Consider the following 21,029-nt stretch of genomic DNA (forward strand, 5'->3'; position numbering starts at 1 on the left):
GTTTGTTCGGAACACTTAAGCGATTAAACAGTTAAAACGGTTAAACAATTTAAAATAAGTAATGAAACGATATTTAATTTTATTCCTATTATGTTTTCAAGGACTTTTTGCTCAAGTACAATTTGAGGCAAGAGTAAGCAAGACGACACTTGGACTCAATGAGAGACTTCGTATCGATTTTTTGATGAATATTGATGGCGATAATTTTGTTCCACCTTCTTTTGACGGCTTTAGAATTATTGCGGGACCAAGCCAGCAGGTGAGCCAGTCTTGGATAAATGGAAAAACGTCATTCGAGAAAAGCTATTCCTATTTTTTGTTACCTGCTCAAAAAGGTATTTTGACAATCAGACAAGCCGTTATCGAATTTAACGGTCAGATTTACAAAACACAGCCTATAAAAATAAATGTAACTGCCGCTACAGAACAGCCGAGAGATCCAAATGACTCTCAAATTTCTGCAGATGATAATCTTTATTTAGTTGCCGATATTACAAATACAAATCCATATATTAATCAGCCGATTACAGTGGTTTATAAATTGTATTTCAGCTATAATATTGGAATAAGCAATTGGAAAGAGCTTAGCAAACCCAAATACAATGATTTTTGGAGCCAAAACATTGAAATCAAGAATTTGGTTACCGAAGAAGGAATGTTTAAAGGCGAGAAGTATCGTTATGTTGTATTGAAAAAAGTAATTCTGTATCCGCAAAAATCAGGAAAATTAACGATTGAACCCCTGGCAATGGATATCGATGTCCAATTACCGACCAATCGCAGGGACTATTATGGCCGTGTAATAGTGGCTGATGGAAATAAACGCGTATCGGCTGGTGCCAAAACAATCAATGTAAAAGCTTTGCCAGAAGCAGGGAAACCAATTGACTTTACTGGAGCTGTTGGTAAATTTGATTTTAAAGCGATTCCTTCCAAAACTACTTTGAAAAACGGAGAAAGTCTGGATCTCGTTTTGAGTGTTGCCGGGACTGGGAATTTAAAATTATTTACGCTGCCAAAACCAGAAGTGCCAAATGCATTAGAAATGTATGATGCGGTTCACACTGAAAAAGTAAATACGCCATTATCAGGAATGAATGGCAAAATATCAGATTCTTATACTATTGTGCCACAATACAAAGGGGATTATATCATTAAGCCAATGCATTTTTCTTATTTTGATTTAGGTACAGGTACTTACAAAACGATCAGTTCTTCTGAGATAAAAATTAATGTGTTAGATGGTCCTACACAAACAGCAGAAACACATGAAACGGCAAGTGCTGGTAAAAATAAAATTGAACCTACTGAACAATTCAGATATATTGATTTAAGAACCGAACTTGTCTCCAGTAAAGAGCCAGCTTTTTTCGGATCTAATAAATTCTATTCTTTATTGCTTTTGCCGTTTTTATTACTTCCGATAATTGTATTATTTAAAAAGAAAAAAGAAGCAATCGACAGTGATGTTTTTGGTAACAGAATTAAAATGAACAATAGATTGGCTAAGAAATATTTATCTGAAGCCAAAAAACAAATCAATAACAAAGAACTTTTCTATGTGGCGCTGGAAAAAGCGATGCACAATTTCCTAAAAGCGAAACTACATATTGAAACTTCGGAAATGAGTAAAGACAATATTCAGGATTTATTATTGTCCAGAAAAGCCAGTCCAGAAGCAGTAAGCAGTTTTATAGCTCTTACTGAGAATTGCGAGATTGCGAGATATGCGCCATCATCAAGCGCAACAATACAGCATGATTTTGATAAAGCGGTAACTATTATTTCTGAATTAGAAAAACAAATCTAAGCTTTTAAGCCGCTTAGATAAAGCTGATGATTTTAAAAAAAAGAATATAGTTTTCTAAAATTCTTTAGATACAAACAAAACTTAGAATCTTAGTCACTTAGATTCTTAGAAACTTAAAAAAGGAAAATGAAAAATATTTTTTACATACTATTATTAATCTCACAAGTTTTCTATGCCCAGACAGGCTTTGAAAAAGGAAATGATTTGTATAAAAATGGCCAGTACGATCTTGCTGCCAAAGAATATGAATCTGTTTTGGCAACAAATAAAGAGTCTGCGCAGCTGTATTTTAATTTAGGGAACTGTTATTATAAACTGCAGCAAACAGCTCTTTCGATTTATAATTACGAGAAAGCCTTAGTTTTGGACCCCAATAATGCAGCCGCATTAAACAATATTAAATTTGCTCAAAAAAGAACTGTCGATGAAATTAAGGTAATACCAAAAGTTGGTTTTGGTAAACTTCTCCGTGATTTCACAGGAATTTATCCATTCGATACTTGGGCATATATTGCTGTTGGCTTTTCGGTATTATTTCTTGTGTTGTTTATCGGTTATTATTTTTCTCAAACAGGACTTATTAAAAGGCTTTTCTTTGTTGGAATGTTTATCGTTTTATTATTTATGCTAATGAGTGTTGCATCTGCCTTTTTCGAAAAAAGTCATTTTGAAAACGAAAGACCTGCGATCGTTTTTGCGCAATCTGCCGATGTGCGAAGCGAACCTCAAAATGCGAGCAGTTCCATTTTTATTTTGCATGAAGGAACAAAAGTATATGTGGAAGAAACTCTCGATAACTGGAAAAAAATTCAGTTAACAGATGGAACCGAAGGCTGGATTGACAGCAAAGCGATAAAAGAAGTGAAGAATTAGTGTTCAGTCTGTGAATTGACAATTTTGTTTTATAAAAGAACAGCCCATAGTTTCAACTACGGGCTGTTCTTTTGTATAATGTTTACTGCAATCTGCTTTCTGAAAACTACTTTCTTGCTTTATCGTACCATTTTTCGATAGAAGGGAATATAAATCCAGCGATTTTTTGAACAGGATTAAAGAAAATGGATTTGTCCAAAGTTTCTTTTTTGGCCAAAAAATTATGGTAATTTATTTTTTCGAAAATTGTAAAAAAGATACTGATGATTAAAATGGTTTTCAGTACTCTGAAAAAACCGCCGCCAAGACTGTTTATCCAGCCCAAAAAAGCAAAATCGGCTAAGTTGGTCAGGAATTTGCCCATCAGATAAATACCGACAACTACAATAATAAAAGTTAGGATAAAAGCAAAAATTTGAATAGTGTAAGGATTCCAATGCAGCCAGCCTGATAAAATATTCCTCAATATATCCGAAAATTTGATAGCAATGTAAATACCAAGAATAAGCGAAAAGAACGAAGCCATTTCAACAAATAATCCGTTTCTAATTCCTTTGAAGAGTGAATAACACAATAATCCACCTATAATAATGTCAAAAAAACTCATTTTTTTATTTTAAAATTAAAAGCGCAAAGATAAAAGAATTCATCGGTAACCATTGTCAATTTTCAAGTTCTTATCTTTGTAAATAATTCGATTTCATTTTTTGAAAATCTGTGGAATAAATCTGCAGTCAAAAATCTGCAGTCAAAAATCAAAAATCAAAATGTCAAGAGACACACAACTAAAAGAACGCTGGGAACGGCTTGTAGATATACTTTCCAATCAATTTTCGCAAGGTGAAGATTTGGATTTGGATGCCATAATTTATTTAATAGGAGTACAGGAATTAGGAAAAGTACACCGTGAATTCAAAAAAGACGAGAAGCTCAATTTAATGCATATTGCTATCTGCAGGTTGCTGGAGCCTTATGGATTCTACGAATTTGATTATTTTGACGAAGACGGCTGGCCTCATTATATCGTAAAAGAACAATTGCCGGCCCTAAAGGCTGGAGAACAATCTGTTTTGATGAAAGAAGCAATTGTCAATTATTTTCTGGAAAAAGAGCTTATCGATTAACGATTTAAGATTTTGGAACAGATGATTAGAAAAACTTCTAATTTCTAACTTCTAACTTCTAACTTTTCCTTAAATTCGCACTCTCAATTACGGAATGACAATGATAGACAAGATAAAAGAATATATTGGTGAAGCTCAGGCTTTCTCTACTCAAAATCCAGCAGAACTAGAGGCATTTAGAATAAAATTTTTGGGAACCAAAGGTTTGCTGAAAGATCTTTTTGCTGAATTCAAAAACGTACCAAACGACCAAAAAAAGGAATTTGGACAAGTAATCAATTTACTTAAAACTTCTGCCGAAGACAAGGTAAAAACCATTCAGGAAGCCTTAGCAAGCAAAGAAGAAGTTAAAGGATTTTACGGTGATTTAACCCGTACGGCAGAACCTTCAATAATTGGTTCCCGTCACCCTATTTCATTGGTAAAAAACCAAATTATCGATGTCTTTTCGAACATTGGATTCAACGTTTCAGAAGGTCCGGAAATCGAGGACGATTGGCACAATTTCACAGCATTGAACCTGCCGGAATATCATCCAGCTCGTGATATGCAGGACACCTTTTTCATCCAGACCAATCCTGATATTTTATTGCGTACGCACACTTCATCAGTTCAGGTGCGTTATATGGAAAACAATAAACCGCCAATTAGAACTATTTCTCCAGGGCGAGTTTTTCGTAATGAGGCAGTTTCTTCACGTTCACACTGTATTTTTCATCAAGTAGAAGGTTTGTACATTGATAAAGACGTTTCTTTCGCCGACTTGAAACAGACTCTTTTGTATTTCACAAAAGAAATGTTCGGGAAATCAAAAATCCGTTTACGTCCATCTTATTTTCCATTTACTGAGCCAAGCGCCGAGGTTGATATTTATTGGGGTTTAAAAACCGAAACCGATTATCGTATCACAAAAGGAACAGGCTGGTTGGAAATTATGGGCTGTGGAATGGTAGATCCTAACGTTCTTACCAATTGCGGAATCAATCCTGCCGAATACAACGGATTTGCATTCGGAATGGGAATTGAGCGTATCGCGATGCTATTATACCAAATTGGCGATATCCGTATGTTTTATGAAAATGATGTACGTTTCTTGGAGCAATTCAAAGCGAGTATATAAAGATTTAAGATTTTTGATCAACGATTTTTGATTTCAGAAGGATTGAAAAAAGTTAATCATAATCAATATAAGGAGCTATTTCCAGCTGTCCACTATATCTTTTATGCCGAACCCCGGCATAAAAGGATGTCGCTCCCATCTGGGCTAGGACATTCCAGATTTAAGATATTTAGTTTAAGGCCACAATAAATAAAAATTTAAGATTTTTTATTAACGATTTTTGATTTAGAAGTTTAAATCAAAAATCGTTAATCATCAATCAAAAATCAGAAATCCAATGAAATCCGACATTACCGTTCCAGAAGTAGAAAATGTATTCCTTGCCGCCGTCCAGGAATGGAGCGACGATTTTATGGAAAAAGTATGGTATGCTTACTTAATAAATGACAGCGATTTTCAGCTAGACAGCGTTATGGTTGTTTCCAAAGCCTTTGGAACCATCGACGGCGAAATGAAGAAAACCTCTCTTTTGCGTCATGCATTTATGGAAGTTCCGGCAGTTTCGGTGGTAAAAATCGAAATGATCGAAAAAAGTGTATTGGCACTTAATAATGAGTTTATGATAACCTATTTCATTGGAAACACTTTATATGACAAAAAATTTATCTTCAAAGCCAACAGCATCAATGAAACCGATGTGGAAGAAGTGCCGTTGCTGTTTGTTGATGGAGTGATGGTGAAATAATAAAATCGGAGACCTAACAGGTTTTAAAAACCTGTTAGGTCTTATGAAGATGAGAGTAAACTATTTCAGCTTTCTTTCATTCAATAATAACAAAAAAGGCATTTTCTTAAATTAGAAAATGCCTTTTTTTATTGTTTACTCAATCTGAAATCTGAAGACTAAAATCTGCGATCTAATCAAGCTCCTCAGTTAGTTTTTTAAATACTGCTTTGGCTTCTTTTCCTTCATACAAAATAGCATAAACAGCATCAATAATTGGTGTGCTGGCACCGTAACCTTGGTTGAGTTTATAGGCGCTTTTTACGGCATAATAACCTTCGGCAACCATGCTCATTTCCATTTGCGCCGATTTTACGGTATAGCCTTTCCCAATCATGTTTCCGAACATTCGATTTCTCGAAAAAACAGAATACCCTGTCACCAATAAATCTCCCAAATAGGCTGAATCATTGATGTTTCGCTTCATTTTATGCACTTTTTTGATGAATTTTTTCATCTCACGAATAGCATTGCTCATAATCACCGACTGGAAATTATCGCCATAACCCAATCCATGTGCAATACCTGCTGCGATGGAATAAATATTTTTTAGCATTGCGGCATATTCAGTACCTATGATATCATCTGATATTTTCGCTTTGATATAGTTTCCAGATAAATTTTTGGCAACTATTGAAGCTTTTTCAGGATCGCCGCAGGCAATGGTTAAGTACGAGAGTCTTTCCAATGCAACTTCTTCTGCATGGCAAGGACCTGTAATTACTCCAATATTGTAATATGGAATGTCGTATTTATAATGAAAATGTTCCCCAACAATTAAACTGGTTTCGGGAACGATTCCTTTTATAGCAGAAAAAATAATTTTATCTTTTAAAGATACCGTTAGTTTCTCTAATTCAGCATTTAAAAATGCGGAAGGAATCGCAAATATAATGTAATCTGCATAAGCAACAGCTTCATTAATATCGTTCGTAAGTTTTAGTTTTTTATTATCAAACTCAACAGAACTCAAATAATTTGGATTGTGTTTGTGGTTTTTTATGTGTTCAATGGCAGCGTCATTTCGCATATACCATGAAATCTCGGGAAGATTTACGCACAACATTTTAGCTATAGCAGTAGCCCAGCTTCCGCCACCAATCACTGCAAATTTTAAATTATCGGCCATTTTGTTATTAAATTTCACCAAAAGTACTTAAAAATACACCAATAACACAAATTAATTTTTTTGTCAAGTATGGATTTTACAGGGCTTTTTAATGTCTTTTGCCAAAAAAATAAATTATTTATATTTTTTTTTGATTTTATACAATATTTATACAACACTTACGTTGTAAGTGATTATAAATAAAATGTTTAAGTAAGAATATGAATTTTGAGTTAGTTAGTTTTGTTTTAGTATTTTAAAAAGGCGTCCATTGTGGTTAAATGAGCGCCTTTTTTTTATGAATAGCTGGAACAATCTGATTAGTAGCTTGCTAAAACAATTTCTTTTACTTTTTCTAAAGTAATATTTTGTTTTTCTCCCAAGGCTTTCCAGCCTCTTTTTTCAAAACGGTCAACAATAAAATCGGCAGTTTTTTCAATGTTTTCAGCGTTTTCAGAAAGCAGGGTTTTCATTCCCATAGTTTGGAAAAAAGTTATCGTTTTTTCTATGGCCTGCTCAGCAATTTCTTCCTCGGTTCCAGTTAAATTAAAAACACGTTTTCCGTATTGAGCCAATTTTCCTTTTTTGGTTTCAAACATTACTTTATAGAGGTTAGGACCAATAATTGCAAGTGTTCTGGCATGGTCAATTCCGTAAAGAGCAGTTAATTCGTGTCCAATCATGTGAGTAGCCCAATCGGTTGGAACTCCTTTTTGAATTAATCCGTTTAATGCCATAGTACAGCTCCACATAAAGTTGGATGCCAAAGAATAATCCGTTGGATTTTCTGCGACATCTGGGCCAATCTGGATTAATGTCTGTAAAATACTTTCAGCAATTCGGTCTTGTAAAAATCCCTCATGCACATAAGTCAGGTATTGCTCCAGCACGTGAGTGTAGGCATCTACAACTCCGTTTTGTAATTGTTTTTTTGGCAATGATTCAATTACGGTAGGATCGCAGATAGAAAATTTTGGAAATAAAGCAGAACCGCCAAAATCCAGTTTTTCATGAGTAGCTGCAATAGTCACCACCGAGCCCGAGTTCATTTCACTTCCTGTTGCCGGCAAAGTCAAAACTGTTCCAAATGGAACGACATTCGCACCTTCTTTGAAAAGAATTCTTTTTTTAAGAATATCAATTGGATCTCCTTCAAAAGGAACGGCTGCCGATATGAATTTCACGCCGTCAATAACGCTTCCACCGCCAACTGCTAGAATAAAATCAATTTTTTGCTCTCTGATAACAGCAACGGCTTTCATCAAAGTTTCAAAATTCGGATTGGCTTCTATTCCGCCAAATTCGACAATATCGTAACCTTCCAGACTTTTGCGCACCTGCTCGTGAACGCCGTTTGCAAAAATACTTCCGCCTCCATAAGCAAGAAGAATTTTGGCATTGGCCGGAATCAATGTGTTTAATTTTTCTATTTGTCCTTTACCAAAAACTAGTTTTGTAGGATTGTATAATTCGAAATTCAGCATGATGATTTTTTTTAGAGATACTAAGTTACTAAGTTTCTGAGATGCTAAGTTCTTTTAACTCACTTAGCATCTCAGAATCTCAGCAGCTTTGATTATTTTTTTGAATTCAATTGTACCAATAATTTTTCTGCAACTAGTTTAGATGAAGCTGGATTTTGACCTGTGATCAATAAACCATCTTCTACTGCGTATGCTCCCCAATCAGCTCCTTTGGAATATATAGCTCCATTTTTTTGTAACTCGTCTTCTAGTAAGAAAGGAACAATTTTGGACAATCCAACAGCATCTTCTTCAGTGTTAGCAAATCCGGTTACTTTTTTTCCTTTTACCAAAAATTCACCATTTACTTTTACATTTTTTAAAACAGCAGGAGCATGACATACAAAAGCAACTGGTTTTTTATGCGTATAGAAAGATTCAATCAAAGCGATAGAGTTTTTGTCTTCAACTAAATCCCAAAGCGGTCCGTGACCTCCAGGATAAAACACAGCGTCATAATCAGCCTGATTTACATCTGCTAATTTTTTGGTGTTTTTTAGTTTTTCCAATAAAACTTTATCGGCGTCAAATCGTTTGGTGTCTTCGGTAGCTGATGAAGGATCAGCACTTTTTGGGTCTATTGGAGGCTGTCCTCCCTTTGGAGTTGCAATGTCAATAATCACTCCTTTGTCCAATAATGCATAATATGGCGCAGCCAATTCTTCGGTCCAAAATCCTGTTTTTTCTCCTGTGTTACCTAATTGATCGTGACTGGTAACTACGAATAATACTTTTTTCATCTTTTTGTTATTTTGTTTTTGCGCAGCTGCTATAAAGGAACCTGCAATTAATAATACGATTGTTAATAGACTTATTTTTTTCATGATTTTATTTATTTGATATTTATCGATGAGCAAATTTATGACGAATATGGTATCAGTAAAAATAATTTAAATTATGTTTGTGATAAATTTATTTATATAATGGTTAATCTTGAATGGTACCGAACGTTTAAATCGGTGTATAAAAACGGAAATTTTTCTTTGGCGGCCAAAGAATTATTTATAAGCCAGCCTGCTGTAAGTCAGCAGATAGTAATGTTGGAGGCACATGTCGGTTATAAGCTTTTTAATCGAAAGTCCAAAGGGGTAGAACCAACGGAATACGCTAAGTTACTCAATAATCTGATTATAGATGCGTTAGACCGATTGGAAAATGTAGAGAACGGATTTAGAGCCAAAGCTTTCAATGCCAACCGATTATTGTCAGTTGGTATTTCCAAACATTTGATGAGCAGTATCGGGAGCGCATTGGTCGCAAAATTTGATTTTATCGATTTCACGTTTCATAATAACGATTCGCTTTTTGATTTGGTAAATACCAAAAAATTGGATTTTGCAATCGTAACCAAGAAGTTTGACACTTTTGATACGATTCAGAAAAAGGTCGGCGATATTAAACAAATTATTGTTGGATCCACCGAGATCGATTCTACCGTATTAAAAACAGCAATTAAAAATAAAGATTTTACGGCAATTGAAAACTGGCTGAATGAACAAAAGTGGTACAGCCACGATGCCGGAATTCCGCACGTTAAATTATTCTGGCTTCATGTTTTTGCTAAAAAAAGGCCTTCGATTGTGGCCAATTATATCATCCCATCCGAATATGAAATGCTCGAAATCCTCAGTAAAAATACAGGAGTTGCAGTAACTTGGAATTGCAATGCCAAAAATCTGATTCAGGAAAAAAAACTGCAGTTACTTTGGAACAGCAAAGAAATGCCAAGTACAGAAGTATTTTTATTATCTGGGAAAAAAGATAATATGAGTACTTTTTTTCAGGATATAGAAACGGAATTGAAAGGGGTTTTGGGGTAGTTACTTTCTATAAAAATTATTATGATCAATATATTCCCAGACTTTATTAGGCAATAAAGGCTGGACATTTTTCCCTTTCTTCACATTCTCCCGAATAAAAGTCGATGAGATCTCCACAATAGGAGCATCAATTAAATGGATTTTAGGATGATTTTTTAGTTCTAGATTCTCGGCTTCGGCAGAAATACGGGGATAAACGTAGATATCGCGGTGTTCCAAAATCACTTCATAATTTTTCCATTTGTGTAATGACTTTAAATTGTCTTCGCCCATAATTAAGGAAAATTCATGATTAGGATATTTTTCCTGTAAATGAACCAGTGTATTTACGGTATAATTGGGTTGCGATAATTTGAACTCAATGTCAGATGGTTTTATTTTTTGAAAATCTTCTGTGGCGAGATAAACCATCTGCAGACGATGATAATCATCAAGCAGAGTTGCTTTCTTTTTTAACGGATTATGCGGTGTAACCACCATCCAAACCTGATCCAAATCGGCATGTTCTGCCATATGATTGGCAATGATAAGATGCCCAATATGTATGGGATTGAACGTTCCGAAATAGAGACCGATTTTCATTTTTTAGTCCTTAGTTTTTTAGTCCTTAGTTTTTTAGTCCTTAGTTGCTATGTGCTAAAGATTGAAAAACTAGGGATTAACAATTACTATTTTAAATTTTTTGAAAAAGCATTTATCATTTTACCTTCTTCTTCAATTAAGAATAAAAGTTCATTGAATATATCTTCATTTTGAATAAATTCTAGTTCTTTTGCGATTATTAATTGTGTTTCTAATTCGTTTAAAGAACCTCTTGAAATATTCAAAAAATGATTGAATGATTTGTCGGTTTGTCGTCCAAAACCTTCTGCAATATTAGAAGGAATTGACACACTTGCTCTTTTCAACTGACTTGTTAGAGCATATATTTCTTCTTTTGGGAAATCCTTAGTGAGTTTGTAAATTAAAACAACAATTTTAATCCCTTTTTGCCAAATAAGTAATTCTTTGTATGATTTAATCCCACTCATAAATATCTCTAATTTTATATTTTGTTAAAGCAGTCCTTAGATTTTAGTACTCTGTCGTTTAGAAATAATCATGAGGGCTATGGACTAAAAATCTAATTACTAAGGACTATTTAGAAACAAAATCCTTCACCAGCTGATGCGCTTCTTCAAGAGCCACTTCCAAATCATAGTTTTTGATAATCACATCAAATTGAGGTGCAGTTGCCAGTTCTACCGAAGCTTTTGCAATTCGCATATTGATTTTATCTTCGCTTTCGGTGGAGCGTTCTTTCAGCCTTCTTTTGAGTTCATCGACACTTGGAGGTTTTACAAAAACTGCCAAAGTTTCTTCAGGAAATTTATGTTTAATGCGTAAACCGCCGGCCACATCAATGTCAAAAATCACGTTTTTACCTAGCGCCCAAATGCGTTCAACCTCGCTTTTTAGCGTACCGTAAAAATTATCGCGATACACTTCTTCCCACTCTACAAAATCTTCTGCTCGGATATGATTTTTAAACTCTGCCAAAGACATAAAGTAATAATCCTTTCCGCTTACTTCTTCTACACGGGCTTCACGCGTCGCGGCCGAAATAGAAAACTCCAAATTCAAGTCTTCCTGCTTTAATAAATGTCTAACTATAGTGGTTTTCCCAGATCCAGATGGCGCCGAGAATACGATTAATTTTCCTTTTTTCATTGGTATTATTGTAAATGCAAATGTTAATTTGCAGTTTCATTTTCTATTAATGGACTAAAATTTTTAAATCTTGTATAAATTTCTAAATCTTTAATTTTTTCTTTCTTTAAAGTCTTATGCTCTCCTTTTTTGCCAACGAGATAAACTTCTCTATAATTATCATATAGCTCAACTCCTGCAAATTCTCTCAAAGTATAGTGATCAATTTTTAAAAAAACTGTTGAAGTTCCTCCATAAACCATCCAAGAATCAATGCAATTTAAGACTTCATTATATTGCAAGTTTGGATAATTATCTGAATTTCTAATTAATTTCAATTTTCCAGTAGTTTTTTCAAAAATTAATAATGTCCGAATTTCATTTGCTCCACGTGCAGCAACAGATGACTGAAATGTAAAATCATTTAATTTATCATTATTAAAATCAGTAGTTTTTGGATCACAAGACACAACTCCGTCTTTAGGTAAAACTATTTTTTGTTTTTCAAGCCAGTGATTTTCTTGCTTTTCGGAGAATTTAATTTCGACATAAGTACTATCCATATTGTTATATGAATTGAGCTCTACTTTATATTTTCCTTTTTCTCCAATGTTTGTACTGTCAATAAAACTTTCTCTTAAAACAATTTCATTAATTGTTTTAACACTATCTTTTTTAACAATTATGGTTTTTTCTTTTTTTGTGATGATTGAATTCTTTTTTTCTTTTGGATTATTACAACCAAAAAATAAGAAGGCAAAAAATAAAATAAAACCATTTTTCATTAATTAAACTTTACAAAACATTTAACACCTGCTCCTTAATTTTTTCCAATTCATCTTTCATCTGAACCACTAATTTTTGCATCTGTGCATGATTTGATTTGGAACCCATCGTGTTGATTTCACGTCCCATTTCCTGTGTTATGAATCCAAGTTTTCTACCGTTGGCTTCCGTTCCGTTTATGGTTTCAAGGAAATAATCTAAGTGATTCGTCAAGCGGACTTTTTCTTCAGTAATATCAAGTTTCTCTAAGTAATAAATCAATTCCTGCTCAAAACGGTTCTCGTCAACATTAACTTTCAATTCAGAAATAGCAGTCTGCAAACGATCTTTAATCGCCTGAACACGTTCCGGATCAAGTTCCAATGCTTCATTCATAAATTGGCGAATGTTCCCAATTCTCAACTGAAATTCATTTTCCAATGATTTCCCCTCGTCTTTGCGAAAATTTAAGATGTTCTGTAACGCTTCTTCGATGGCAGTTTGGATTTGTGCCCAATCATTTTCGTCGATTTCCTCGCGTTCAATTTTCATCGTGTCGGGCATGCGTACGGCCATTTTCATCAATTCGGTTTCATCGGCATCGGCATAAACCTCTCGTAACTGACTGATGTATGCTTTTACGATAGGCACATTGACTTTGGTCGAAGTCTGTTCGGCAGTACTTTCGATAAAAATCGAAAAATCCACTTTCCCTCTCTCCAGTTTCAGGGCGATTTGGTTGCGCAAACCCAGTTCCATTTCGCGGTACAGCGAAGGCATTCGCACATTCAAATCCAAACCTTTACTGTTTAAAGATTTTACTTCTACCGTAATTTTTTTGGTTGGCAATTGCAAAGTCGCTTTACCAAAACCAGTCATCGATTGTATCATATATTTTTCTAAAAGTGTTCAAAGATAAGAAAAAAGTGGTCAGTGGTCAGTTTTTAGTAATCAGTGCGTCACAACACAGATTATTTTTCGAGAAGACGAAAATTGATTCTTTTTTTGGAGCAGAAACATTAGGCATTTTTAGCAGGCATTGGTCCCGCTTTCCGTTACAATCTTGCGGGCTGAACCCCAGCCCACAAGGATTTCCACTTCAATCGGGGCTAAAGAGAAACATTTGTAATTTTTTTAGGCATCTTAGACCTAACAGGTTTCAAAAACCTGTTAGGTCTCTATAAAAGACTTATTAAATTAGCCACAGATTTAAAAGATTAGCACAGATTTTCTCAAATATTGAGAAATAAAATCAGTGTTAATCCTTTTAATCCGTGGCAAAAAAAATACATTACCCCAGTACTTTCATCACCTGATGAATATTCTGCTGAGAATTGCCAATGTATATTTTGTCATCAATAATAAAAACTGGACGGCTCAGGAAAGTGTAATGTTCCAAAATGTATTTTTTATAATCATCTTCGGTAAGGGATTTGTTCTTTAAATCCATCGATTTGTACAATTGTGCCTTTCTGCTGAACAAAGCTTCATAACTTCCCGAAAGCTTATGCATCTCTTCCAGTTCTTCAACAGTAATTGGGTTTTGCTTAATATCGTGAAAAGCCAGATTATGTCCTTCCGGTAGTGATTTTATAATTTTTCGGCAAGTGTCGCACGAAGCGAGGTAGTATATTTTGTTCATTATTTTTTCTGTTTTCTAAATGCAAAGGAAAACATTTGATTTTAAAATGTTTAATTTTATGCAAAAATATAAAACAGATGAAAGATACATTTGAAGTTAACAGCACTAGCAGAAAAATGCTGAATGCTTATTTTGAAAACTATACGTTAGAACAGCTGAATAAAATTCCAGATGGGTTTACTAATAATTTAATTTGGAATATTGCTCATATTGTTGTGACGCAGCAAATATTGGTTTATAAATTATCAGGATTGCCAATGATGGTTTCTGACGAAATGGTCGAAAAATATCGTAAAGGAACAAAACCTGAAAAGGATGTAACTCAAGCAGAAGCAGATGAAATTAAAACATTGCTGTTTGATACCTTACATAAGTTAGAAGCAGATTACAGCAACGGTATTTTTGTAAATTATCAGGAATATCCAACTTCCACAGGATTTATTTTAAAAAGTGCAGTAGGAGCAATTGAGTTCAACAATTTTCATGAAGGACTGCATATCGGAATTATGATGAGCATTCGAAAGTTCGTGTAATCGGTTGAAAGAGTAAAACAAGTGTACTAAATTTTTGCCACAGATTAGAAAGATTAACACAGATTATTTATGTGTAATCTGTGTTAATCTTTCTAATCTGTGGCTAATTTTTTTGTCCCCAATAGTTAAAAAAGTTGAACAGTAGAAAAAAATAAAGCGATGAAATTCAATACCAAAGTCATTCACGGAGGCCAGCATCACGATCCGAGTACAGGCGCAGTAATGCCACCCGTTTACCAAACATCAACTTTTGTACAAAATAGTCCAGGAAAACCGTTGAATCCCGATTACGAATACAGCCGTGCTGCAAACCCGACACGTACAGCGTTGGAAAACGCTTTGGCAAGTATCGAAAACGGAACACGAGGATTGGCTTTTTCATCAGGACTCGCGGCTACCGATTGTATTTTACGATCCTTTAAAGCAGGCGATGAAATCATTGCGATGGACGATTTATACGGCGGAACATACCGTATGTTTACCCGAATTTACAAGGATTCCGGAATTAAATTTCATTTTGTAGATATGAATGATTTGTATAATTTCAAGTCACTTATTAATGAAAACACCAAATTAGTTTGGGTAGAAACGCCAACAAACCCTTTGATGAAATTGGCCGATATTCAGGAAATTGCCAAAATAACTACAGCAAACAATATTCTTTTTGCAGTCGATAATACTTTTGCCACGCCTTATTTGCAAAAGCCATTGGACTTGGGAGCTGACATAGTAATGCACTCAGCAACTAAATACTTGGGAGGGCATTCAGATGTAATAGCAGGAGCTTTAATTGTAAAAGATGATGCTTTAGGAGATCAATTGCATTTTCAGCAATTTGCAACAGGAGCAACCCTTGGACCAATGGATAGTTTTTTAGTGCTTAGAGGAATTAAAACGCTGCATTTAAGAGTACAAAGGCATTGCGAAAACGGAACTAAAGTAGTTGAGTTTCTAAATAATCATCCTAAAATAAAAACAGTTTATTATCCAGGATTGCCAGATCATCCGTATCACGAAATTGCAAAAAAACAAATGAGCGGTTTTGGCGGAATGGTTTCTTTCACATTTAGCTCTGGTAAAAAGGAAGATGCAATACAGTTTCTTGAAAAACTAAAAGTGTTTACGTTGGCAGAATCTCTTGGCGGTGTAGAATCATTAGCCAATCACCCAGCTTTAATGACTCATGCTTCTATTCCAGAAGAAAAAAGAAAAGAAGTCGGAATTACAGATGATTTGGTTCGACTGAGTGTCGGTATTGAAGACGCCGATGATTTGATTGCTGATTTAACTCAGGCATTAGCATAAAAACTAAAAAATCCAACTTTATAAATTAAAGTTGGATTTTTTTTATATAAATGGTGTTTTTTCTAATGTTCCAAATAGAAAATATATCCAATACTGATAGACGTCAGCCAATCGTTGTTTTTGTTTTCTTTAAACAAATCTTCATTAGGGTTAAGTCCATCAACCCAGTCTGAACTGAAATATTGAGCTCTTACATCAAATATAAGATCAGACATTGAAGTGAGTTTGTAGCGGGTCCCAAGATTTAGAGCTACAGAAAAAACCGCTTTACTCTCGTTAGAATATCCGTGAGGACGTCCGTCTGATGGGACTAAATATTTAGGATAAGTAGTAATTATATTTCCAAGTTCTCCTAATTCAGAAGTAGCTGTGGCGTTATAATAACTGATCTGTGGTCCTAAACCGATGTACGGATTAAAACTCCCAACTGTTCTCTCAAAATCATGAATATGAAGGAAGCTGTACTCAAGCTGAATACCCAAATTGATTAATTGAGTTGTTCCCCGCATCGCCTGCAGCTGTTTTGCAGCGGGAGTGTTTTTGTCTACCCATTCTCCATAATGCTGTAAATTTGTTTTACTGTACGAGAATTCATTTCTTACTTTGAAATGTTCTGCAAAATAATCATTTACAAAATCAGTATATGAGAAATTCAAATAGTCAACAAAAGCAATTCCAAAACCCATATTGTTTATATTGGTTTCTGCATCGTCGCGTTGTCCATAATCAGATCGAAATTGGACTGGTCCAGCAATAACACCTAATTCATGCGTGATTCCTGCTTGGGAAAAAGAAGTAAATGGTAAACCAATTAAGAGTAATAATGTGATTATTTTTAATTTAGGCATAAGTAGGTAGCATTTTCGTGGCTGGACAAAGATATAAAAAGTGCTAATATAGAATTTGTTAAACAGTAAAAAATAAATAATAAAAAAATAAAATTTAGAAAAAAGGGTATATCTTTATAATTTTTATCAATACTATATCGATTTCGTAAAAACATTATTTCATATATTGAATTTTTTATAAATGACTAATAAAAAGATAATTTTACTTAAATGTAGTATTAAAAAAGTTAAAATGTCTTAATAAGGTGTATATTTGCAAAACTAACGGAAGCGTTTCTCTAACGTTTATAATTTAAAAATCATGTCACAAAGTATTACCGATTTTATCGAATTAGTTGCCAAAAAAAATCCGAATGAGCCGGAATTTATGCAAGCTGTTACCGAAGTTGCTGAAACAGTGATTCCTTTCATCGAAGAAAATGAAAAATACCAAAACAAAATGATTTTGGAAAGAATGGTCGAGTCAGACCGTATTATTATGTTTCGTGTAGTTTGGACAGATGATAAAGGGGACACACAAGTAAATAGAGGATACCGTATTCAGATGAACTCAGCTATAGGTCCGTATAAAGGAGGAATTCGTTTTCATCCTTCTGTAAATTTAAGTATTTTGAAGTTTTTGGCTTTTGAGCAGACTTTCAAAAACAGTTTGACTACATTACCAATGGGCGGAGGAAAAGGAGGAGCCGATTTTGATCCAAAAGGTAAATCAGATAATGAAGTAATGCGTTTCTGCCAAGCTTTCATGACCGAATTATCAAAACATATTGGTGCTGATACTGATGTTCCTGCGGGAGATATTGGTGTAGGAGGAAGAGAAGTAGGATTCATGTTTGGCCAATTTAAAAGATTGAGAAATGAATTTACGGGAGTTTTAACTGGTAAAGGAATTTCTTTTGGAGGTTCATTAATTCGTCCAGAAGCCACTGGATATGGAGATGTTTATTTTGCACAAAGTATGCTCGCTACAAAGGGAGAAAGTTTTGAAGGAAAAACAGTAGTTATTTCTGGTTCTGGAAACGTAGCACAATACGCAGCCGAAAAAGCAACTCAATTGGGAGGCAAAGTAGTGACGCTATCAGATTCTGCTGGATATATCTATGATGCTGACGGAATTGATACGGAGAAATTAGCACATATAATGGAAATTAAAAATGAGCAAAGAGGAAGAATCAGCGATTATCTTGCAAAATATCCAAATGCAAAATATGTAGCCGATAAACGTCCATGGGAAATAAAATGTGATGTAGCGCTGCCTTGTGCGACACAAAATGAGCTGAATGAAGAGGAAGCCAAAATGCTTATTGCTAACGGTTGTATCTGTGTTGCCGAAGGAGCAAATATGCCTTCAACACCAGAAGCTGTTCACGTATTTCAAAAAGCTAAAATTTTATTTGCACCAGGAAAAGCTTCTAATGCTGGCGGCGTAGCCACATCAGGACTTGAAATGTCACAAAACTCATTGCGCCTAAGCTGGACCTCAGAAGAAGTGGACGAAAGATTAAAAAATATTATGAAGGACATTCACGCTTCGTGTGTAAAATATGGTACAGATGCCACAGGTTTTACTGATTATGTACGAGGTGCCAATATTGCAGGTTTCGTAAAAGTAGCCGATGCCATGCTTGCACAAGGAGTGGTATAAGGTCTTTTAGAATTCAGATTGCGAAATCAGTCTGCAGAATTTAATTATGTTTATGAATGCCTTTTTCTGTAAAGATTAAAGGCATTTTTTTTGCAGTCAACTAAAGTAAAAATCAAAAAAAACTATTTTTGCTTCATTCGGTATCTGAAATATAAAATCTCTTTCCCTTTGTATTATATTTGTGAACCAATTTGTTGTTCAATGCAAAAAAGACTGTTATATCTGCTTTTTTTATTTTTGGTCCAAATCACTTTTGCCCAAAGCAATCTGTCTTGGCAGGGATATTTTTCTTATACCCAAATCAAAGCAGTTTCCGAATCGCCAAAAGCTGTTTACGCCGCTTCCGAAAATGCCTTGTTTTCCAAAAATAACAGCACTAACATTATAAAAACCACCACAACAGTCGATGGTCTTTCGGGCGAAACTATAACAGCACTTTATCACAGTCCAGCATTCAATAAAACCATCGTTGGATATCAAAATGGATTATTGATCATCATTAACGAAGCCGATGGTTCGATGCTCAAAGTAGTCGATATTATCAACAAAAGTTTACCCGCCAATATAAAACGTATCAACAATTTTATTGAATATAACGGAATCGTATATGTTTCCACCGATTTTGGAATTGTGCAATACAATTTAAATACTTCCAAGTTTGGAGATACTTATTTTATAGGAGACAATGGAGCCGAAATTAAAGTTTTTCAAACTGCCATTTACAGCGGATTTATTTACGCAGCTACATCAAGCGGTATTCGAAAAGGAGATGCAGCCAATCCTAATTTAATAGATTACAACCAATGGCAAGTTACCGCAGGTGGTAATTGGGTTGGAGTCGCTTCACTTGATACAGCTTTATATGCTGTAAATACAGCTGGCTATGTTCATAAATATGATTCGGCCACAAATATATTTAATGGCTTTTTGCAATTGCCAGAGTCGGCGGTCAATTTTAGAGCTATTACCGATTATCTGATTATAACAACGCCTAATAGTGTCTTGATATATAACAAACAGATGGTATTGGAACGTCAAATAAATAAAGACCAGATTATTGGTATGAAATCCACTTTTAGCTGTGCAACAATTATAGGTAACATAATTTACATAGGCACAACTGAAAATGGATTGATTACAGCCTCACTTTCGGGCGATGCAGCCTTTGAAAACATAACTCCAATTGGTCCTTCCCGGAATAATATTTTCGCTCTGCAGGCATCACAGAATCAGCTTTGGACAGTATATGGTGATTATGATATTGATTATAATCCCTATGGATTGGATGATTATGGAATTAGCAAATATTCAGCAGCTGGATGGCTGAATATTCCTTTTGAGGAGGTGCTTGGTGCCAAATCCATGACGCGCATTGCAATCAATCCATCGAATGAGAGAGAAGTGTACGCGAGCTCTTATTTTTCAGGATTATTGAAAATTAAAGACGATGTTCCCGCAATTCTTTATAATCAAACCAACAGCAGTTTAGAATCTTTAACAGTTAGTCCCCCAGATCCCAATTACATTGATATTAGAATTGGCGGAACAGCTTTTGATAAATCGGGAAATTTATGGATTAATAACTCAAGAGTTTCCAATGGTTTAAAAATGATGAGTTCCAGCGGGCAATGGACGAGTTATGCAATGGGCAAAATTATAACAGCACCGGGCAGTAATGATTTTAACAAACTGGATATCGATAAATATGGGACAAAATGGATGTCGACCAACATAAATGGAGTGATAGGATTTAATGAAAGCAGTAATACGTTTAAGAAAATTACTTTTGGCACAGACCTTGGAAATCTGCCCGTGCAAGATGTTCGGACTCTTGCTGTAGATACTAAAAATCAGCTTTGGATTGGTACTACAAAAGGATTGAGAGTTTTGTATAATGTAAATGATTTTCAAACCGAAAGCCAGCTTACAACCGAAAGTATTATTATCATGGAAGATAATCTGGCTCAGGAATTGCTTTATGAGCAATTTATAACCGATATTGAAGTAAATGGTGCCAATGAGAAATGGATTGGAACTGCAGATGCTGGTGTATTCTTGGTTTCTCCAAACGGCCAGCAGACCAAGTACCATTTTACTTCAGACAATTCTCCTTTGCCCAGCAATGTTATAAATGATATTAGTATTAATAGCAGTACCGGCGAAGTTTTTATTGCCACTTCCAAGGGAATAATTTCTTTCAAAGGAATTGCGACATCCGCTAGCGATGACTTAAATAATGTATATGTATATCCTAATCCTGTTCGTCCAGAATATCAAGGAACAGTAAAAATAAATGGACTGCTCAATAAAGCCAATGTAAAAATTACTGATGTTGCCGGCAATCTGGTTTTCGAAGCCACTACCGAGGGAGGAACTTTAGAGTGGGATACGACTGCTTTTGGTAAATACAAAGTGGCATCAGGAGTATATATGATTTTTGTATCTGCTCAAGATGGCGGAGAAACAAAGGTTAAGAAAGTGATGATTATAAGATAAAAAA

Annotated in this window: 20 protein-coding genes and 1 pseudogene; 10 read left to right on the plus strand and 11 right to left on the minus strand. The window is 34.8% G+C overall.

Features of this window, described 5'->3' with window-relative positions:
* Positions 1–61: 61 nt before the first annotated feature.
* On the plus strand, positions 62–1,810 hold the full coding sequence (locus C8P67_RS10820; protein ID WP_115813189.1) for a BatD family protein: 1,749 nt from the start codon (positions 62–64) through the stop codon (positions 1,808–1,810).
* Positions 1,811–1,936: 126 nt separating this feature from the next.
* Positions 1,937–2,683 (plus strand): tetratricopeptide repeat protein, encoded by a 747-nt coding sequence (locus tag C8P67_RS10825; protein ID WP_115813190.1) that lies wholly within the window; start codon positions 1,937–1,939, stop codon positions 2,681–2,683.
* Between the two features lie 106 nt (positions 2,684–2,789).
* On the opposite strand, the gene C8P67_RS10830 is transcribed toward C8P67_RS10825, so the two are convergent.
* The gene (locus C8P67_RS10830) at positions 2,790–3,290 is read right to left on the minus strand and encodes a CvpA family protein (RefSeq protein WP_115813191.1); all 501 of its coding nucleotides are present in this window, start codon (positions 3,288–3,290) and stop codon (positions 2,790–2,792) included.
* Between the two features lie 160 nt (positions 3,291–3,450).
* Here C8P67_RS10830 and C8P67_RS10835 point away from each other — a divergent pair, with 160 nt between their 5' ends.
* The 3 genes from C8P67_RS10835 to C8P67_RS10845 all read left to right on the plus strand — a co-directional run bounded on the left by C8P67_RS10835 (position 3,451) and on the right by C8P67_RS10845 (position 5,612).
* On the plus strand, positions 3,451–3,807 hold the full coding sequence (locus C8P67_RS10835) for a hypothetical protein (RefSeq protein ID WP_115813302.1): 357 nt from the start codon (positions 3,451–3,453) through the stop codon (positions 3,805–3,807).
* A 100-nt stretch (positions 3,808–3,907) separates the two neighbouring features.
* Positions 3,908–4,927 carry a phenylalanine--tRNA ligase subunit alpha gene (pheS, locus tag C8P67_RS10840; protein WP_115813192.1) on the plus strand — a complete coding sequence of 340 codons (1,020 nt, stop codon included), beginning with the start codon at positions 3,908–3,910 and terminating at the stop codon, positions 4,925–4,927.
* Between the two features lie 277 nt (positions 4,928–5,204).
* Complete coding sequence (locus C8P67_RS10845; RefSeq protein WP_115813193.1) at positions 5,205–5,612, plus strand: hypothetical protein; 408 nt, start codon at positions 5,205–5,207, stop codon at positions 5,610–5,612.
* 172 nt (positions 5,613–5,784) lie between these two features.
* Here C8P67_RS10845 and C8P67_RS10850 read toward each other — a convergent pair whose 3' ends face one another.
* The 3 genes from C8P67_RS10850 to C8P67_RS10860 all read right to left on the minus strand — a co-directional run bounded on the left by C8P67_RS10850 (position 5,785) and on the right by C8P67_RS10860 (position 9,106).
* On the minus strand, positions 5,785–6,780 hold the full coding sequence (locus C8P67_RS10850; protein ID WP_115813194.1) for an NAD(P)H-dependent glycerol-3-phosphate dehydrogenase: 996 nt from the start codon (positions 6,778–6,780) through the stop codon (positions 5,785–5,787).
* A gap of 299 nt (positions 6,781–7,079) precedes the next feature.
* A complete protein-coding gene (locus C8P67_RS10855) occupies positions 7,080–8,243 on the minus strand; it encodes an iron-containing alcohol dehydrogenase (protein WP_115813195.1) in 1,164 nt (387 codons plus the stop codon).
* A gap of 92 nt (positions 8,244–8,335) precedes the next feature.
* Positions 8,336–9,106 carry a type 1 glutamine amidotransferase domain-containing protein gene (locus C8P67_RS10860; protein WP_170141449.1) on the minus strand — a complete coding sequence of 257 codons (771 nt, stop codon included), beginning with the start codon at positions 9,104–9,106 and terminating at the stop codon, positions 8,336–8,338.
* 99 nt (positions 9,107–9,205) lie between these two features.
* On the opposite strand from C8P67_RS10860, the gene C8P67_RS10865 reads away from it, so the two are divergent.
* Positions 9,206–10,102 (plus strand): LysR family transcriptional regulator, encoded by an 897-nt coding sequence (locus tag C8P67_RS10865; protein ID WP_115813304.1) that lies wholly within the window; start codon positions 9,206–9,208, stop codon positions 10,100–10,102.
* On the opposite strand, the gene nadD is transcribed toward C8P67_RS10865, so the two are convergent.
* The 6 genes from nadD to C8P67_RS10895 form a co-directional block, all read right to left on the minus strand.
* Positions 10,103–10,684, minus strand: a complete 582-nt coding sequence (gene nadD, locus C8P67_RS10870) for a nicotinate (nicotinamide) nucleotide adenylyltransferase (RefSeq protein ID WP_115813196.1) — start codon at positions 10,682–10,684, stop codon at positions 10,103–10,105. It lies immediately after the preceding gene.
* An 86-nt stretch (positions 10,685–10,770) separates the two neighbouring features.
* A complete protein-coding gene (locus C8P67_RS10875; protein ID WP_115813197.1) occupies positions 10,771–11,133 on the minus strand; it encodes a four helix bundle protein in 363 nt (120 codons plus the stop codon).
* A gap of 106 nt (positions 11,134–11,239) precedes the next feature.
* Positions 11,240–11,812, minus strand: a complete 573-nt coding sequence (gmk, locus tag C8P67_RS10880; RefSeq protein ID WP_115813198.1) for a guanylate kinase — start codon at positions 11,810–11,812, stop codon at positions 11,240–11,242.
* 23 nt (positions 11,813–11,835) lie between these two features.
* The gene (locus C8P67_RS10885; RefSeq protein WP_115813199.1) at positions 11,836–12,576 is read right to left on the minus strand and encodes a hypothetical protein; all 741 of its coding nucleotides are present in this window, start codon (positions 12,574–12,576) and stop codon (positions 11,836–11,838) included.
* 10 nt (positions 12,577–12,586) lie between these two features.
* Positions 12,587–13,447 carry a YicC/YloC family endoribonuclease gene (locus tag C8P67_RS10890; protein WP_115813200.1) on the minus strand — a complete coding sequence of 287 codons (861 nt, stop codon included), beginning with the start codon at positions 13,445–13,447 and terminating at the stop codon, positions 12,587–12,589.
* 400 nt (positions 13,448–13,847) lie between these two features.
* Positions 13,848–14,198, minus strand: coding sequence for an arsenate reductase family protein (locus C8P67_RS10895; protein ID WP_115813201.1), 351 nt, complete (start codon positions 14,196–14,198; stop codon positions 13,848–13,850).
* A 77-nt stretch (positions 14,199–14,275) separates the two neighbouring features.
* On the opposite strand from C8P67_RS10895, the gene C8P67_RS10900 reads away from it, so the two are divergent.
* Together C8P67_RS10900 and C8P67_RS10905 are read left to right on the plus strand one after the other, a co-directional pair.
* A complete protein-coding gene (locus C8P67_RS10900; protein ID WP_115813202.1) occupies positions 14,276–14,731 on the plus strand; it encodes a DinB family protein in 456 nt (151 codons plus the stop codon).
* A 156-nt stretch (positions 14,732–14,887) separates the two neighbouring features.
* Positions 14,888–16,036: pseudogene (locus tag C8P67_RS10905) on the plus strand (cystathionine gamma-synthase); the annotation flags it as partial.
* 62 nt (positions 16,037–16,098) lie between these two features.
* Here the strand turns inward: C8P67_RS10905 and C8P67_RS10910 are convergent.
* Entirely contained in the window at positions 16,099–16,884 is a 786-nt protein-coding gene (locus C8P67_RS10910) for a THC0290_0291 family protein (protein WP_115813204.1), read from the minus strand.
* Between the two features lie 301 nt (positions 16,885–17,185).
* Between C8P67_RS10910 and gdhA the strand changes: the two genes are divergently transcribed.
* Both gdhA and porZ read left to right on the plus strand, forming a co-directional pair.
* Positions 17,186–18,529 carry an NADP-specific glutamate dehydrogenase gene (gene gdhA, locus C8P67_RS10915; RefSeq protein WP_115813205.1) on the plus strand — a complete coding sequence of 448 codons (1,344 nt, stop codon included), beginning with the start codon at positions 17,186–17,188 and terminating at the stop codon, positions 18,527–18,529.
* Positions 18,530–18,730: 201 nt separating this feature from the next.
* Entirely contained in the window at positions 18,731–21,025 is a 2,295-nt protein-coding gene (gene porZ, locus C8P67_RS10920) for a type IX secretion system anionic LPS delivery protein PorZ (protein WP_115813206.1), read from the plus strand.
* Positions 21,026–21,029 lie beyond the last annotated feature (4 nt).

This window comes from Flavobacterium aquicola, from assembly GCF_003385115.1.
GTDB classification, from domain to species: Bacteria; Bacteroidota; Bacteroidia; order Flavobacteriales; family Flavobacteriaceae; genus Flavobacterium; species Flavobacterium aquicola.

Bases quoted from the DNA above. Each gene is read 5' to 3' on its own strand.
- C8P67_RS10820 (WP_115813189.1), top strand. From the start codon at position 62: ATGAAACGATATTTAATTTTATTCCTATTATGTTTTCAAGGACTTTTT.
- C8P67_RS10825 (WP_115813190.1), top strand. From the start codon at position 1,937: ATGAAAAATATTTTTTACATACTATTATTAATCTCACAAGTTTTCTAT.
- C8P67_RS10830 (WP_115813191.1), bottom strand. From the start codon at position 3,290: ATGAGTTTTTTTGACATTATTATAGGTGGATTATTGTGTTATTCACTC.
- C8P67_RS10835 (WP_115813302.1), top strand. From the start codon at position 3,451: ATGTCAAGAGACACACAACTAAAAGAACGCTGGGAACGGCTTGTAGAT.
- pheS (WP_115813192.1), top strand. From the start codon at position 3,908: ATGATAGACAAGATAAAAGAATATATTGGTGAAGCTCAGGCTTTCTCT.
- C8P67_RS10845 (WP_115813193.1), top strand. From the start codon at position 5,205: ATGAAATCCGACATTACCGTTCCAGAAGTAGAAAATGTATTCCTTGCC.
- C8P67_RS10850 (WP_115813194.1), bottom strand. From the start codon at position 6,780: ATGGCCGATAATTTAAAATTTGCAGTGATTGGTGGCGGAAGCTGGGCT.
- C8P67_RS10855 (WP_115813195.1), bottom strand. From the start codon at position 8,243: ATGCTGAATTTCGAATTATACAATCCTACAAAACTAGTTTTTGGTAAA.
- C8P67_RS10860 (WP_170141449.1), bottom strand. From the start codon at position 9,106: ATGAAAAAAATAAGTCTATTAACAATCGTATTATTAATTGCAGGTTCC.
- C8P67_RS10865 (WP_115813304.1), top strand. From the start codon at position 9,206: ATGGTTAATCTTGAATGGTACCGAACGTTTAAATCGGTGTATAAAAAC.
- nadD (WP_115813196.1), bottom strand. From the start codon at position 10,684: ATGAAAATCGGTCTCTATTTCGGAACGTTCAATCCCATACATATTGGG.
- C8P67_RS10875 (WP_115813197.1), bottom strand. From the start codon at position 11,133: ATGAGTGGGATTAAATCATACAAAGAATTACTTATTTGGCAAAAAGGG.
- gmk (WP_115813198.1), bottom strand. From the start codon at position 11,812: ATGAAAAAAGGAAAATTAATCGTATTCTCGGCGCCATCTGGATCTGGG.
- C8P67_RS10885 (WP_115813199.1), bottom strand. From the start codon at position 12,576: ATGAAAAATGGTTTTATTTTATTTTTTGCCTTCTTATTTTTTGGTTGT.
- C8P67_RS10890 (WP_115813200.1), bottom strand. From the start codon at position 13,447: ATGATACAATCGATGACTGGTTTTGGTAAAGCGACTTTGCAATTGCCA.
- C8P67_RS10895 (WP_115813201.1), bottom strand. From the start codon at position 14,198: ATGAACAAAATATACTACCTCGCTTCGTGCGACACTTGCCGAAAAATT.
- C8P67_RS10900 (WP_115813202.1), top strand. From the start codon at position 14,276: ATGAAAGATACATTTGAAGTTAACAGCACTAGCAGAAAAATGCTGAAT.
- C8P67_RS10910 (WP_115813204.1), bottom strand. From the start codon at position 16,884: ATGCCTAAATTAAAAATAATCACATTATTACTCTTAATTGGTTTACCA.
- gdhA (WP_115813205.1), top strand. From the start codon at position 17,186: ATGTCACAAAGTATTACCGATTTTATCGAATTAGTTGCCAAAAAAAAT.
- porZ (WP_115813206.1), top strand. From the start codon at position 18,731: ATGCAAAAAAGACTGTTATATCTGCTTTTTTTATTTTTGGTCCAAATC.